This is a genomic window from Pseudomonas oryzihabitans (assembly GCF_006384975.1).
GTDB classification, from domain to species: Bacteria; Pseudomonadota; Gammaproteobacteria; order Pseudomonadales; family Pseudomonadaceae; genus Chryseomonas; species Chryseomonas psychrotolerans_B.
Genome location: NZ_CP021645.1, coordinates 5,023,737 through 5,038,528 on the forward strand (window position 1 = coordinate 5,023,737; position 14,792 = coordinate 5,038,528).

The following is a 14,792-nucleotide window of genomic DNA, read 5'->3' on the forward strand; positions in this document are numbered from 1 at the left end:
CATCAGGATTCGCCCAGGTAGGCCTTGATCACGTCGGGATTGTTGCGGATCTGCTCCGGCGTCCCGTCGGCCAGGGGGGTGCCCTGGTTGATCACCACGATGTGGTCGGAAATGCTCATCACCAGATGCATATCGTGCTCGATCAGGAGCACGGTCACGCCGTGCTCGGCACGCAGCAGGGCGATGAGCGCCTTGAGGTCCTCGGTCTCGCGCGGGTTGAGGCCGGCGGCCGGCTCGTCGAGCATGAGGATCTGCGGCCGGGTCATCATGCAGCGGGCGATTTCCAGGCGGCGCTGCTGGCCATAGGCGAGGTTGCCGGCGTTGCGGTTGGCGAACTCGGTGAGGTTGACCTGTTCCAGCCAGAAGCGGGCGTAGTCCATGGCCTCGGCTTCGCTCTTGCGGAAGGCCGGGGTCTTGAACAGGCCGGCCAGGAAGCCGGTGTTGAGATGGCGGTGCTGGGCGACCAGCAGGTTCTCCACCGCGGTCATTTCCTTGAACAGGCGGACGTTCTGGAAGGTGCGCACCACCCCCTTGCGGGCGATCTTGTGCCCGGGCAGGCCCTGGATGGCCTCGCCGCGCAGCAGGATCTCACCACCGGTGGGGCGGTAGAAGCCGGTCAGGCAGTTGAATACCGTGGTCTTGCCGGCGCCGTTGGGGCCGATCAGGGAGACCACCTGGCCTTGCTCCACGCGGATGTTGACGCCGTTGACGGCCAGCAGGCCGCCGAACCTCATGGACAGGCCGGTGACATCGAGAAGGGCTTGGCTCATTTGCGCAACTCCAGGTGCGGGCGTTGCATCGGGAGCAGGCCTTGCGGACGCCAGATCATCATCACGACCATCAGCAGGCCGAACATCAACATGCGGTATTCGCTGAACTCGCGCAGCAGCTCCGGCACCAGGATCATCACGATGGCCGCGAGGATCACGCCGAGCTGGGAGCCCATGCCGCCCAGCACCACGATGGCCAGGATGATGGCCGACTCGATGAAGGTGAAGGATTCCGGCGATACCAGGCCCTGGCGGGCGGCGAAGAAGCTGCCGGCGAAACCGGCGAAGCAGGCGCCCAGGGTGAAGGCCGAGAGCTTGATCAACGTGGGGTTCAGGCCCAGGGCGCGACAGGCGATCTCATCTTCGCGCAGGGCTTCCCAGGCGCGGCCGATGGGCATGCGCAGCAGGCGGTTGATCACGAACAGGGTCAGCAGCACCAGCAACAGGGCGATCAGGTAGAGGAAGATCACCTTGTATTCCGAGTTGTAGGGGATGTTGAAGTATTCGTGGAAAGGCGTCATGCCCTCGGGGGCGCGGCGTTCGAAGGTCAGGCCGAACAGGGTCGGCTTGTCGATGCCGCTGATGCCGTTGGGTCCGCCGGTCCAGTCGGTGAGGTTGCGCAGGAGGATGCGGATGATCTCGCCGAAGCCCAGGGTGACGATGGCCAGGTAGTCTCCACGCAGGCGCAGCACCGGGAAACCGAGCAGGAAGCCGAACAGCGCGGCTATGGCGCCGGCGATGGGCAAGCAGGTCCAGAAGCCCAGGCCGTAGTAGTGCGAGAGCATGGCGTAGGTATAGGCGCCCACCGCGTAGAAGCCCACGTAGCCCAGGTCCAGCAGGCCGGCCAGGCCGACCACGATGTTCAGGCCAAGGCCGAGCATCACGTAGATCAGTACCAGGGTGGCGAGGTCCACCGCGCCGCGCGAGCCGTAGAAGGGCCAGGCCAGGGCGAGCAGGATCAGGCCGAGGATCACCCAGCGCTGGGTCTTGGGCTCGGTGAGCTTGGTGCCCAGGCCGGTCTGCGGCAGCTGCAGACCGCCGCTGCGGCGCCAGCCGGCGGTGACCGGGTCACGCACCAGTTGCCAGACGAACATCAGCACCGCGGCGATCGCGATGGTCCAGAGGATGCGGGGCGAGGCGCCATGCACCTCCAGGTTGACGCCCACCGTCTCCAGCTTGAGGCCGAGGACGGGATAGGCGACGGCCAGCACCAGCAGGGCGCTGAAGAAAGCGGTTCGCAGACGGGCACTCATACTTTTTCCACCTCGGGACGGCCGAGGATGCCGGTGGGACGGAACAGCAACACCAGCACCAGCAGGCTGAAGGCCACCACGTCCTTGTATTGGTCACCGAAGACGTCGGCGCCGAAGGCCTCGGCCACGCCCAGCACCAGGCCGCCGAGCATGGCGCCGGGGATGCTGCCGATGCCGCCGAGCACCGCGGCGGTGAAGGCCTTGATCCCGGCGAGGAAACCCAGGCTCGGGTTGATCACGCCGTACTGGATGCCGAGCAGCACCGCCGCCACCGCCGCCAGGGCGGCACCGATGACGAAGGTGAGAGCGATGATGCCGTTGGTGTTGATACCCAGCAGGTTGGCCATCTTGATGTCCTCGGCACAGGCGCGGCAGGCGCGACCCAGGCGGGAGCGAGAGATGAACCAGGTCAGGCCGAGCATGGTGAGCAGGGTGACGATGAAGATCAGCACCTGCACATAGGAGATCACCACGCCATTCATGGCATCGGTGCCGATGATGAAGTTGCCCGGCAGGAGGTTGGGGATGGCCTTGTCCTTGGAGTCCTGGGCCAGCAGCACCCAGTTCTGCAGGAAGATCGACATGCCGATCGCCGAGATCAGCGGGATCAGCCGGTTACCGCCGCGCAGGGGGCGATAGGCGATGCGTTCGATGCTGTAGCCGTAGGCACTGGTGACCACGATGCTGGCGGCGAAGGCGGCGAGCATGACGATGGGCAGGCTGTGGATGCCCAGCATGGCGAGGCCGGCGATGGCGATGAAGGCGACATAGGAGCCGATCATGTACACCTCGCCGTGGGCGAAGTTGATCATGCCGATGATGCCGTAGACCATGGTGTAGCCGATGGCGATCAGGGCATAGGTGCTGCCGACCGTGAGGCCGTTCACCAGCTGTTGCAGGTAGTGGTAGAAATCGGGCATTGCTGTCTCCAAGGGATTCCCGGATGCGCGGCGGCGCTGGCGTCAAGTCACGGCGTTGCGGAGAACGCCAGCCCGTCCTGGGCGGCCCCGTTGGCGTGGTTCACGCGGGCTGGGGAGGTTGCCGGGCGAACTCTGCGCACGGCCCTGGCGCGCCGTTGGGCGTCTTCCAGGCAAATCCCGTGCCTCTAGGCGAGGCGGATAAACGAAGCCCACTGCCGGGGCAGTGGGCTTCGGCTGGTACGGGCGGGTCTTACTTGACTTCGGTCTTGGTGCCGTCGGCGTGCCATTGGTAGACGACGAACTCGAAGTTCTTCAGGTCGCCCTTGGCGTCGAACGAGAGGTCGCCGGTGGGGGTGCTGAAGGTGTTGCTGCGCAGGGCCTTGGCCACGTCTTCGGGCTTCTCGCTGTGGGCTTTCTGGACACCATCGGCGATCAGTTGGACGGCGGCGTAGGAGGGGAACACGAAGGGACCGCTCGGGTCCTGCTTCTTGTCCTTGAACGCCTGGACCAGGGCCTGGTTCTTCGGATCCTGGTCGAAGGAGCGCGGCAGGGTGACCAGCAGGCCTTCGGACGCCTGGCCGGCGATGGCGGAGATGGCGCTGTTGCCGACGCCTTCCGGCCCCATGAACTTGGCCTTCAGGCCTTTTTCCGCTGCCTGGCGCATCAGCAGGCCCAGCTCGGGGTGGTAGCCGCCGTAGTAGACGAAGTCGACGTTATCCTGCTTGAGCTTGGCGATCAGCGAGGAGAAGTCCTTGTCGCCGGCATTGATGCCTTCGAACAGGGCGACCTTGACGCCGGCCTTGTCCAGGGTCTGCTTGACCGCGGTGGCGATGCCTTCGCCGTACTGCTGCTTGTCGTGGATGATGGCGACGACCTTGGGCTTGGCATGCTCGATGATGTACTTGGCCGCGGTCGGGCCCTGCATGTTGTCCAGGCCGATGGTGCGGAAGACCAGCTTGTAGCCACGGTTGGTGATGTCCGGGCTGGTGGAGGCCGGGGTCACCATCAGGATGCCTTCGTCCTCGTAGATGTCCGAGGCGGGCTGAGTGGAGCTGGAGCACAGGTGACCGACGACGAAGTGGATACCTTCGTTGACGATCTTGTTGGCCACCGCGACGGCCTGCTTGGGATCGCAGGCATCGTCGAAGACCACGCCTTCCAGTTGCTTGCCGTCGACGCCGCCGGCCTTGTTGATCTGGTCGATGGCCATCTGCGCACCGATGAATTCCATCTCACCGTATTGCGCGACCGGACCGGTCTTGGGACCGGCCAGGGCGATCTTCAAGGTGTCGGCGGCGAAGCTGTGGCTAGCCAGACCGGCCAGCGCCAGGGCGGCGAACAGACGGGAGAAACGCAGGGATGCCTTGTTCATGAGTGCTCCACTCGGAATGCTTTATTAATGAGGCAGTTGGAAGCGAGATCGTGCCAATTTGGTTGTTATGACGCGCTGCGCAGTTTAATCACCGTCCGTTCGTCTTGGAAAGCTGGCGGCGACAACTTGTCGGCTCTGTCTGCCGCACGTCTGGATGCTCGGCAAGCGGGGAGGGCACCGGTAGAATCCGCCCTTTTCGCGAGGCCAGCACCATGACCGATCACGCAACGCTCTATGCCACCCTGCTCGGGCAGACCGCCGCCATCGGCTGGGAGGAATTGCAACCGCATTTTGCGCGGGGGGTGTTGCTCGAGGTGGCGCCGGAGCTGGACCTGATCGACGCGGCCATCGCCGTGACCCAGGACGATGCCGCCCGGGTGGGGCAATGGTTGCAGCAAGGGCAACTGGCCAAGGTCGACGAAGCGCGGGCTCGGCGCCGGCTGGACGCACCGGAAGTGGCGCTGTGGGCGGTGGTGGTGGCGCCCTGGGTGCTGATGCAGGAGCGTCCGGCCGAGCGCGGGGAGGGCTGAGACGCCAGCGGCCCGCGCAAGGCGAGCCGCTGGATGCTGGCTGGGATCAGCGTTCGCTGTCGAGGTCGCGTAGCTGGTGTTCACCGTAGCGATCGCCGGCCACGGCGCCTGGCGGCAGCAGGCGTTCCAGTTCGGCGCGATCCGCATCGCTCAGGGTGATGTCCAGCGCGCCGAGGGACTCGTCCAACTGATCGCGGCGCCGGGCGCCGATCAGCGGCACTATGTCTTCGCCTTGGGCGGCGACCCAGGCCACCGCCAGTCGCGCCGGTGTGGTGCCCCGGCGTTCGGCGAATTGCCGCAGTCCTTCCACCAGCGCCAGGTTGCGCTCCACGTTGCTCGGCTGGAAGCGTGGGCTGTGGGCCCGGAAGTCGCCATTGCCCTTGGGCTGGCGCCAGTGGCCGCTGAGCAGGCCACGGGAGAGCACGCCGTAGGCGGTGATGCCGATACCCAGTTCCCGGCAGGTCGGCAGGATGTCCGCCTCGATGCCGCGGGAGACCAGCGAATACTCGATCTGCAGATCGCTGATCGGATGCACCGCGGCTGCCCGTTTCAGGGTCGCGGCCCCCACTTCCGACAGACCGATGTGGCGCACGTAGCCGGCCTGCACCAGCTCGGCGAGGGCGCCCATGGTGTCCTCGATGGGTACCTGGCGATCCAGGCGTGCCGGACGATAGATATCGATATGGTCCACGCCCAGGCGCTTAAGGCTGTAGGCGACGAAATTCTTGATCGCCGCGGGCCGGGTGTCGTAGCCCAGCCATTCTCCGCCCGGACCGCGCAGGGCGCCGAACTTGACGCTGATCAGGGCACTATCGCGGCGGCCGCGCAAGGCCTCGCCCAGCAGCAGCTCGTTGTGGCCCATGCCATAGAAGTCGCCGGTGTCGAAGAGCGTAATGCCGCGCTCCAGGGCGGCATGGACAGTGGCGATGGCCTCGCCGCGGTCGGCGGCGCCATAGAGGTCGGACATGCCCATGCAGCCCAGACCGAGGAGCGATACCTGCGGGCCCTGCCGGCCCAAGCGACGCTGTTGCATCAGGGATACCTCGTGAGGGAATGAGTCTTCACTCTAGCCATGACAACGCTGTGCGATAATCCGGTCTCTACACAACGACCTGTTCGGCTTACCGTACAGTGGAGGCGCGATGAACCTGGATGACCTGGCGGCCTTCGCCGCCGTGGCCGAGGCGCGCAGCTTTCGTGGGGCGGCCTATCGGCGTGGGGTGGCGGCTTCATCCTTGAGCGATGCGGTACGCCGCCTGGAGCGAGAGCTGGAGGTGCGGCTGCTGCATCGCACTACCCGCAGCGTGACCCCCACCGATGCCGGCCAACGCCTGCTGGAGCGGCTGACGCCGGCCCTGCGCGAGGTGCATGAGGCGCTGGATGCCATCAACACCGAGGGCGCGAGCCCAGTGGGCAGTCTCAGGCTCAACGTGCCCACCATCGTCGCCCGGGTGTTGTTGCCGCCACTGCTGGGGCCCTTCCTGGCGGCCTATCCCGGTATCCGCCTTGAGGTGGTGGCGGACGATAGCCTGATCGATGTGCTGGCCGCCGGCTATGACGCCGGGGTGCGCTACGACGAGCATTTGGAAGGCGACATGATCACCGTGCCCCTGGGGCCGGCCAGCCAGAGATTCGCCGTGGCCGCAGCGCCCGCCTACCTGGCACGCCACGGCGTGCCGCAGCATCCCGCCGAACTCCAGGGCCACTCTTGCATCGGCCATCGCTTCGCCAGCGGCCTGGTGGCGCCCTGGAGCTTCGAGCGTGGCAGCGAGAGGGTGCAGATCCAGCCGGGACAGCGCCTGCTGGCCTCCACCCTCGACCTGGAGCTGCAAGGTGCTCTGCAGGGCATCGGTCTGATCTGCTCCTTTGCCGACTACCTGGCCGAGCCCCTGGAGGACGGTCGCCTGGTGGAGGTGCTGGCGGACTGGTCAACCCCCTTTCCCGGTCCGCGCCTCTATTACGCGGATCGCCGCCATTTGCCCGCGCCCTTGCGGGCTTTCGTCGCTTTTTTGCGCGAGCGTCACGGCTAGGCGAGGTCGCCGGGCGCCGCTACTCTGGACGTCTGATCGCTGTTCGGAGCCCTCCTGATGTCAATGTTTCCCCGCCTGGTGCCACCCTCATGATCATCGGCACCGCCGGCCACATCGACCATGGCAAGACCGCGCTGATCCAGGCCCTGACCGGTATTGCCGGTGATCGGCGCCGTGAAGAGCAGGCGCGCGGCATCACCATCGACCTGGGCTACGTCTACGCCGACCTGGGCGACGGCCAACTGACCGGTTTCATCGACGTGCCCGGACACGAGCGCTTCGTGCACAACATGCTGGCCGGGGCCAGCGGCCTGGACCTGGCCTTGCTGGTGGTGGCGGCCGACGATGGCGTGATGCCGCAGACCCGCGAGCACCTGGCGATCCTCGAATTGCTCGGCATTTCGCGGGCGCTGGTGGCCCTGACCAAGGCCGACCGGGTAGGCACGCAGCGCCTCGCCGAGGTGCGCCAGGAGGTGACGACGCTGCTCGGCGGCGGTCCCTTCGCTGGAGCGTCCTTGTATCCGGTGGCCAGCCCCAGCGGTCAGGGTATTCCTGAACTACGCGCAGCGCTGCTCGCGGCGCTGGGGGAGGGGCGCGCGCGCCATGCCCGGGGTGGTTTCCGCCTGGCGGTGGATCGGGTATTCAGCGTCGCCGGGGCCGGGGTGGTGGTCACCGGAACCGCCTTTGCCGGCCAGGTGGCGGTGGGCGACGAACTCATCCTCACCCCGCGTGGCCAGCGGCTGCGGGTGCGTGGCTTGCATGCGCAGAATCGTGCCGCCGAGACGGCCCATGCCGGCCAGCGTGTCTCCCTTAACCTTGCCGGCGAGCGCCTGAGCACCGACAGCATCGCCCGCGGCGACTGGCTAGTGGCCGAGGCGCTGCATGCGCCCACCACCCGCATCGATGTCGAACTACGCCTCCTGCCGGGCGAGTCGCGCCACCTGGCCCACTGGGCACCGGTGCATGTCCATCTCGGCGCCCAGGATCTCACCGGTCGGGTCGCCCTGTTGGAGGGCGACAGCCTGGCGCCGGGCGCCACGACCCTGGCGCAGCTGGTGCTCAATGCGCCACTGCACGGGGTGCATGGCGATCGCCTGGTGCTGCGCGACCAGTCCGCCCAGCGCACCCTGGGTGGCGCCTGGCTGCTCGATCCCTTCGCCCCGGCGCGCCATCGGCGGACGCCGCAGCGCCTGGCGCAACTCCAGGCGCTACGCCAGGGCGGTTTGGAGGCAGCCTTGCCCGAGTTGCTGGCCCAGGCCGACGGCGGCCTCGATCCACGGCTGCTGGCTCGTCAGTTCAATCGGCCCGAGGGCGATTGGCAGCTACCGGCCGATACCCTGAGGGTAGAGACGCGGGTCGGCCCCCGACTGTTCGCCGCGCCGCTGTGGCAGAGCGCCCTCGATCGCCTGGGCGCGGCGCTCGCCACCTTCCACCAGGAGCAACCCGACGAGCTGGGCCCGGATCGTGATCGCCTGCGCCGCATCGCCGCGCCGGAGCTGGAGCGTCCGGTTTACCTGGCGCTGCTGGAGGCGGCCCTGGCCGAAGGGCGGCTGCAGAGCAGCGGTCCCTGGCTGCATTTGCCCGATCACCGGGTGCGGCTCACCGCGGCGGAGGAAGGGCTCAAGGCCCGGCTCTGGCCGCTGCTGGAAGCCCAGCGCTTCGATCCGCCCTGGACCCGGGATCTGGCCAAGAGCCTCGGCCAACCCGAAGCGGACGTGCGGCTGCTGTTGCGCAAATTGGCCCGGCTGGGGGAACTGACCCAGGTGGTCAAGGATCTGTTCTATCCTCAGGCGAGCCTGGAGGCCGCGGCCGGCGAGGCCTTGCGCCTGGAGCGCGAAGCCGGGATCATCCGCGCCGCGGCCTTCCGCGATGCCCTGGGCATCGGCCGCAAGCGTAGCATCCAGATCCTCGAATGCCTGGATCGCATCGGCTTCACCCGTCGCTTCGGCGACGAACGCCGGGTCCGCCCGGACAGCGCCTGGGCCCGCGCCGCCGAGAGCTAGCGCAACAGAGGAAGGCAATCACGCCCGGTGGCGTGGCCGGGCTTCAAACCCGGTTGGGGACGGCAGCCGTTCCCGGGTGGGTTCGACTCCCACTGCCTTCCGCCATTTTTCCTGGGCAAGGTCTAGGGACGCAGTACCGGCGCGGGGACGAAGCCTTCGTCGGTCAGGGCTGCCATTACACCGCGCACCAGATAGTTGTTTCTGAAGCCCAGGGTGTACTGTCTGGCGTTCGCGCTGATGGGCAAAAGCATGCCATTGCTCACCAGTTTCTTGATCTGATAGGTCCGCTGGGCTGCGGTGAGACCTTTGGGAAGGGCTGGGCTCAGGTCTGCGGATTTGACCTGCCCGTGTTTGATCGCCAGCTTCAAAACCGCTTCCTCCACGGAAGTGATCCAACTGCGCTCGCGGGCGAGCGCCACGGCCGGATTGAGAATGCGCTCCTGCAGGTAGCGGTAGTTGGTTAGTCGATCGACCTTTTCGATTTCTTCCCGGATGCCTTGCAGGACGTAGGTACACCAGGCTTCGCGACCTTCCAAGGTACCCCTGTCTGCACCGGACAGCATCGCGTAGTAACGTTCACGATCATTGCAAAAGACGGCGGTAGGGTTCAGCAGCCGATTGGCTGTACCCACGTTGAAGCCATACTTGACCAGCAGCGCATAGGTGAGCAGCCGGACGACTCGCCCGTTACCGTTGCCAAACGGATGAATCCAGCCGAAGCGATGATGGGCCAGGGCGACCTTCATTAGATCGTACTTCGGTGGATCGGCTCGATTGACGAAGTCAACCAGTTCGCGCATGTACTCCGGGACGAGCAAGGCGTCTGGTGGGCGATGATCGGATTGCGCAATCAGGACCGGTTGGGTTCTGTAGGTCCCGGGCGTTCTGTCGCCCTCGCGCCGCAAGTCCACTACCGTGAGGGCATGCAGCTCGCGGATGAAATGCTCCGTCAGCGGTGTCCCTGGCGAGGTGACCTCTTCGACGTAATCCATGGCCGCTTCGATATTGGCGACCTCCCGTAACTGGTCGCTGGCCTTCTGTCTCCCCTCAACCTTGCTGTCGACATAGTCAGCTAGCGTCGTGTGGTTGCCTTCGATCCGTGCCGAACCCAGGCTTTCCAGGATATGGAAGATCGACTTGAGCTGGAAAAAGACCTGAGGTGGCGTGCTCCCTGCCAGATTCAGTCGACGCAAGTATTCCAGTTCGGCTAGCACGTCGACCAAAGGAGAGTCGAAAGACGGATTGAGCAGTTCGAGGTCGTGGTGCAGGAACGTAGGCATGCCGAGATTATCTCAAGTAGCTTGAAGCGATATCTTCAAATATACCTCTGTAAGCCTTTTGAATTGGGCAATGCAGAAAGCATCAAGGAAAAATTATCTCTAATGGCTCAACAGCATAAATAGATACCGTTGAGCACGACGAGGAAGGCAATCTGGCCTGGTTGGGACGACTGCTACTCCTTCTGCGGGCATTCCCACGCTCGCTCTGCCCTTGCAAATCTGCAAGGGGCGTTTCGCGATTGCTGCTCAGGTCGGCTGGCCCTTGGCCTTATGCTGGGGACGTTGTCCTGTCCTAGAGCGTTCGCAAACGCCGTCGTGGTCTGGTCGCTCGCGGCCCTTGCCTTCTGCCGTCCTTCGTCGTTTGGAGTACGGATTATGTCCACCCCTTCCACCCTTCCCTGGGAACTCATCAGCCGTGATGCGGAGTTCGTCGCCACCACGCGCGCCAAGGCGCGGCTGGTCACGGTGCTCATGGTGATCGCGGCGATTTATTACTTCGCCTTGCCCCTGGGCGCTTCGCTGCTCAAGCCACTGTTCCAGCAGGCCCTGGTGGGCCAGTTGAATGTCGGTCTGGTCTTCGCGCTGTCACAGTATCCCGTGGGCGGCCTGCTGGCCGTGGCCTATCTGCGCGGTACCCGCACCCTCGATGCCCGGTTGCAGGCGGTACGCCTGCGTTACCTGCAGGAGGTGACGCCATGAGTCGTCAGCTCTGCGGTTCCGGGCTGGCGCTGTTGGCGCTCTGGGCCTTGGCGCCTTCGGCTTCGGCCGCCGAGGCGGTGGTGACCGCCGACTATCGCACCCTGACCTTCAGCGTCTTCGGCGCCATCCTGCTGCTGACGTTGCTGGTCACCGCCTGGGCGGCGCGCCAGAATCGTTCGGCGAGCGCCTTCTATACGGCGGGCGGCGGGATCAGTGGCCGGCAGAACGGCCTGGCCATCGCCGGGGATTATCTGTCCGCGGCGGCCTTTCTCGGCGTCTCGGGCTTGATCGCCCTCTATGGCTTCGACGGTATCCTCTATGTGGTGGGCTTCTTCGTCGGCTTCGTCCCCGTGCTGTTGCTGGTGGCCGAGCCCTGCCGCAATCTGGGGCGCTACACCCTGGGTGATGTCCTGGCCTTTCGCAATGGTTTCCGGGCAGCCAAGAGCGCGGGCGCCGTATCCAGTGTCGTGGTGGCCATCTGTTACCTGATCCCCCAGGTGGTGGGTGGCGCGGTGATCATCAAGGCGTTGATCGGCGTGCCCTTCGAGCTGTCGGTGATGCTGGTCGGGACGCTGATGCTGATCTATGTGTTCTTCGGCGGCATGCTGGCGACCACCTGGGTGCAGCTGATCAAGGCGGTCCTGCTGATCTCTACCTGTTTCCTGCTGGTGGCCCTGGCCTGGGCACCGTTCGGCTTTCGTATCCCGACCTTTCTCGGCACCCTAGCCGCCGAGCCGACGCTACGCAGCTATCTGGCAATCCTGGCGCTGGGGCAGGAGGGGACAAGGGCCTTCTTCGAGCCGGGCCTCTATCTGAAGAGTCCGGTAGAGCAATTCTCGCTGGGGCTGGCCCTGGTGCTGGGCACCGCGGCCATGCCTCATGTGCTGATGAGATTCTTCACCGTGAGCGATGCCGAGCGGGCGCGCAGCTCGGTGCTCTGGGCGATGCTGGCCATCGGCGTCTGCCATCTGTTCATCATCGGCATTGGCTTTGCCGCTGCCTATTACGTTGGCTCGGCGACCATCGCCGGCTTCGACAAGGGTGGCAACCTGGCGGCGCCCTTGCTGGCGCAATTCCTCGGCGGTGGCGCCGACAGCCTGATGGGCAACTTCCTGCTGGCCTTCGTCGCCGCCGTGGCCTTCGCCACCATCGTCGCGGTGGTGGCCGGGCTGGCTCTGGCCGCCGCCTCGGCGCTGGCGCATGACATCTATGTGGGAGCTATTCGCGGCGGTCAGGTCAGCGAGCGCGAGCAACTGCTGGCGGCCCGCCTGGCCACCGTGGCGGTGGGCTTGATCGCCATCGGGCTGAGCATCCTGGCCAAGGGGCAGAACGTCGCCCACTTGGTGGGGCTGGCCTATGCGGTGGCGGCCTCGGCGAATCTGCCGGCGCTGCTGCTGACCCTCTACTGGCGGCGCTGCACCACCGCCGGGGTACTGGCCGGCGTGATCGGCGGCACCCTCGCGGCGGTGGTCCTGGTGTTGGTTTCGCCGAACATGACCTATCCCCAGGCCGTACGGGCGGCTGCGGAGCAGCGGGTGGTTCAGCTGCAACAACGCCTGGATACCTTGCCGGCCGGAGCCGAGCGCATCGCCCTGGAAGCCAGCCAGGCCCAGGCGCGGCAAACGGTGGCCGCTATCGACCCGGATGCGACCAGTCTGGTGGGCCTGGCCCAGCCATTGATCAGCTTGCGCAATCCGGGGTTGATCTCCATTCCGCTGGGCTTCCTGCTGGTGATCCTGGTGTCGCTCCTGCGCCGCGATCCGCTCAGCGAAGGCCGCTGGGCCGAGATGCTGGTGCGCCAGCACACCGGTTTGGGCATCGACAGCCCGGTCGCCCATTGACGCTGCCGGGCGACGCGTGTCGCCCGGTCCTTTCCTCCCTAGAAGGGCTCTGCCATGACCTCTCTTGCCTCGCTCAAGGCTGCGGCGTGCCACGTCGCGCCCGTATTCCTGGACAAAACCGCCACTACCGCCAAGGCCATCGACCTGATCCGCGAGGCCGCCGCCAACGGCGCCGAGCTGGTGGTCTTTCCCGAATCCTACATCCCGGCCTTTCCCATCTGGGCGGCGCTGTGGTCGCCGCTGCTCAACCATGACCTGTTCGAAGCCATGGTGCAGAACAGTCTCTATCCCGCCGGCCCTGAGTTGGCGGCGATCCGGGCTGAGGCCAAGCGTCGCGGGGTGTTCGTCTCCCTCGGCTTCAGCGAGCGCAGCGAGGTGAGCGCGGGCTGTATCTGGAACAGCAATCTGTTGATCGGCGACGAGGGTGACGTGCTGGTGCATCACCGCAAGTTGGTGCCGACCTTCTACGAGAAGCTGGTGTGGGCCTCCGGCGACGGCGAGGGCCTACGGGTGGCCGATACCCGCATCGGCCGGATCGGCGCCCTGATCTGCGGGGAGAACACCAACCCCCTGGCGCGCTATGCCCTGATGGCCCAGGGCGAGCAACTGCATATCTCCTGCTGGCCGGCCCTGTGGCCGACGCGTCCGCCGGCGGCGGGTGGCAATTTCGATAACGTAGCCGCCAACCGCATCCGTGCGGGGGCCCATTCGTTCGAGGCCAAGGCCTTCGGCATCCTCTGCGCCGGCTACATGGATGCGGCCATGCGTGATTTCCTCCTGGCCCGCGATCCGGCGGTGGCGCCGATCCTCGATGACACGCCGCGCGGCGCCACCCTGTTCCTCGACCCCACCGGCAGCCAGATCGGTGGGATGCTGCAGCAGGAGGAGGGCATCCTCTACGCCGACCTCGATCTCAATCGCTGCATCGAGCCCAAGCAATTCCACGACGTGGTCGGCTACTACAACCGCTTCGATATCTTCGACCTGAAGGTGGAACGCCGTCGCCACCAACCGGTGCGCTGGCAGGACGAGAGCGGTGCTCCCAATCACTGGCCTTCAATAGGCGTAGAGCGGATCGCTGGCGAATAGCTGCTGGAGGAAGCCCACCACGGCCTTGATGCGCGGCGCATAGCGCAGGTCGTGGTGCACGCTCAGCCAGAGGTCGCGACGGACCTCCACCTCCTGGGCGAGGACGCGCTGTAGACCGAAGCGCTGGGCGCCGGCGAATTCGGGCAACAGCACCAGGCCGCTACCGGCGGCGGCGGCGAACATCTGCGCCAGCATGCTGCTGGACTGGAACACCGTCTGGGCGTCGGGGACGGCTTCTTCCAACCAGCGGACCGCCTCGATCTGCACCAGGTCGTCGATGTAGCCGACGAATTCGTGGGCGCTCAGCTCAGCCGCCGTGCGCGGCTCGCCCAGGCGTGCCAGGTAGGGAGCCGAGGCGTACAGGTGCAGGGCGAAGCGCCCCAGATGCTCCACGTCCAGGCCGCTGCCGCTGGGCTGGAAGAAGCTCAGGAAGATATCGGCTTCGCGGCGCGTGACGTGCAGTTGCTGGGTGGAGGTGACCAGCTCCAGGGTGATGCGTGGATGGCTGAGGGTGAAGCGCGGCAGGTGCTGGGTGAGATAGAGCGAGGCGATGCCTTCCATGGTACCGATGCGGACCGGCCCGGCGACCTCCCGGGCCTGGCCACCGAGGCTTGTCAGCGCGGCGGCGTAGGCACTGTCCATGGGGTCGGTGGCGGCCAGGACCTGGTGACCCAGGGTGTTGAGCTGCAAGCCCTTGGGCGTGCGCTCGAACAGGCTGGCGCCCAGGGCCTGTTCCAGGTGCGCTAGGCGCCGGCTGACGGTGGATTGGTCGATCTTCAGCCGCTTGGCGGCCCGGGCCAGGCTGCCGGCGCGGGCCAATTCGAGGAAGATGCGCAGGTCGTCCCAGTTCAGGTGTTTGGCGAGCATGGTTTAGGATCGGCGGTGGAGGTCGCGTCCAGCTTGGCAGCGTCGCGCTCGTCGGCCAAGTATCCTGTGCCGCTTGGGTGCGCCAAAGTGGCGCTTGGCTACCTTCCGCCATTTCCCGCCATGTCGAAGAGGATCGCT

The 14,792-nt window shown here is 66.0% G+C and carries 13 protein-coding genes and 1 tRNA gene; 7 read left to right on the forward strand and 7 right to left on the reverse strand.

What is annotated here, in order from left to right; translation table 11 throughout:
* Positions 1 to 2: 2 nt before the first annotated feature.
* From livG to CCZ28_RS22660, 4 genes are all read right to left on the reverse strand, one after another.
* Positions 3 to 770, reverse strand: coding sequence for a high-affinity branched-chain amino acid ABC transporter ATP-binding protein LivG (gene livG / locus CCZ28_RS22645; RefSeq protein ID WP_058760085.1), 768 nt, complete (start codon positions 768 to 770; stop codon positions 3 to 5).
* The gene (locus CCZ28_RS22650; RefSeq protein WP_140220984.1) at positions 767 to 2,023 is read right to left on the reverse strand and encodes a high-affinity branched-chain amino acid ABC transporter permease LivM; all 1,257 of its coding nucleotides are present in this window, start codon (positions 2,021 to 2,023) and stop codon (positions 767 to 769) included. Before CCZ28_RS22650 ends, livG begins: the two co-directional genes overlap by 4 nt.
* Positions 2,020 to 2,943 (reverse strand): high-affinity branched-chain amino acid ABC transporter permease LivH, encoded by a 924-nt coding sequence (gene livH / locus CCZ28_RS22655; RefSeq protein ID WP_058760087.1) that lies wholly within the window; start codon positions 2,941 to 2,943, stop codon positions 2,020 to 2,022. The genes CCZ28_RS22650 and livH overlap by 4 nt, the downstream gene beginning before the upstream one ends.
* Before the next feature lie 250 nt (positions 2,944 to 3,193).
* Positions 3,194 to 4,315, reverse strand: coding sequence for a branched-chain amino acid ABC transporter substrate-binding protein (locus tag CCZ28_RS22660; RefSeq protein ID WP_140220985.1), 1,122 nt, complete (start codon positions 4,313 to 4,315; stop codon positions 3,194 to 3,196).
* 212 nt (positions 4,316 to 4,527) lie between these two features.
* On the opposite strand from CCZ28_RS22660, the gene CCZ28_RS22665 reads away from it, so the two are divergent.
* Positions 4,528 to 4,845, forward strand: coding sequence for a DUF2288 domain-containing protein (locus CCZ28_RS22665; RefSeq protein WP_140220986.1), 318 nt, complete (start codon positions 4,528 to 4,530; stop codon positions 4,843 to 4,845).
* A gap of 46 nt (positions 4,846 to 4,891) precedes the next feature.
* Here CCZ28_RS22665 and CCZ28_RS22670 read toward each other — a convergent pair whose 3' ends face one another.
* Positions 4,892 to 5,878, reverse strand: a complete 987-nt coding sequence (locus CCZ28_RS22670) for an aldo/keto reductase (protein WP_140220987.1) — start codon at positions 5,876 to 5,878, stop codon at positions 4,892 to 4,894.
* A 109-nt stretch (positions 5,879 to 5,987) separates the two neighbouring features.
* On the opposite strand from CCZ28_RS22670, the gene CCZ28_RS22675 reads away from it, so the two are divergent.
* From CCZ28_RS22675 to CCZ28_RS22685, 3 genes are all read left to right on the forward strand, one after another.
* Positions 5,988 to 6,875: a LysR family transcriptional regulator gene (locus tag CCZ28_RS22675; RefSeq protein WP_140220988.1), complete on the forward strand. Its 888-nt coding sequence runs from the start codon at positions 5,988 to 5,990 to the stop codon at positions 6,873 to 6,875.
* An 89-nt stretch (positions 6,876 to 6,964) separates the two neighbouring features.
* Positions 6,965 to 8,878, forward strand: a complete 1,914-nt coding sequence (gene selB, locus CCZ28_RS22680; protein WP_140220989.1) for a selenocysteine-specific translation elongation factor — start codon at positions 6,965 to 6,967, stop codon at positions 8,876 to 8,878.
* 9 nt (positions 8,879 to 8,887) lie between these two features.
* Positions 8,888 to 8,983, forward strand: a tRNA-Sec gene (locus tag CCZ28_RS22685).
* A 17-nt stretch (positions 8,984 to 9,000) separates the two neighbouring features.
* Here the strand turns inward: CCZ28_RS22685 and CCZ28_RS22690 are convergent.
* Entirely contained in the window at positions 9,001 to 10,158 is a 1,158-nt protein-coding gene (locus CCZ28_RS22690) for a Fic family protein (RefSeq protein WP_140220990.1), read from the reverse strand.
* 375 nt (positions 10,159 to 10,533) lie between these two features.
* On the opposite strand from CCZ28_RS22690, the gene CCZ28_RS22695 reads away from it, so the two are divergent.
* The 3 genes from CCZ28_RS22695 to CCZ28_RS22705 are packed head-to-tail and all read left to right on the forward strand — an operon-like array spanning position 10,534 to position 13,787.
* The gene (locus CCZ28_RS22695; protein WP_167509272.1) at positions 10,534 to 10,857 is read left to right on the forward strand and encodes a DUF485 domain-containing protein; all 324 of its coding nucleotides are present in this window, start codon (positions 10,534 to 10,536) and stop codon (positions 10,855 to 10,857) included.
* On the forward strand, positions 10,854 to 12,698 hold the full coding sequence (locus tag CCZ28_RS22700) for a solute symporter family protein (protein ID WP_140220992.1): 1,845 nt from the start codon (positions 10,854 to 10,856) through the stop codon (positions 12,696 to 12,698). Before CCZ28_RS22695 ends, CCZ28_RS22700 begins: the two co-directional genes overlap by 4 nt.
* Before the next feature lie 54 nt (positions 12,699 to 12,752).
* Entirely contained in the window at positions 12,753 to 13,787 is a 1,035-nt protein-coding gene (locus tag CCZ28_RS22705; protein WP_140220993.1) for a carbon-nitrogen hydrolase family protein, read from the forward strand.
* Here the strand turns inward: CCZ28_RS22705 and CCZ28_RS22710 are convergent.
* Positions 13,755 to 14,654, reverse strand: coding sequence for a LysR family transcriptional regulator (locus CCZ28_RS22710; RefSeq protein ID WP_140220994.1), 900 nt, complete (start codon positions 14,652 to 14,654; stop codon positions 13,755 to 13,757). The genes CCZ28_RS22705 and CCZ28_RS22710 overlap by 33 nt on opposite strands.
* Between the last annotated feature and the right edge of the window lie 138 nt (positions 14,655 to 14,792).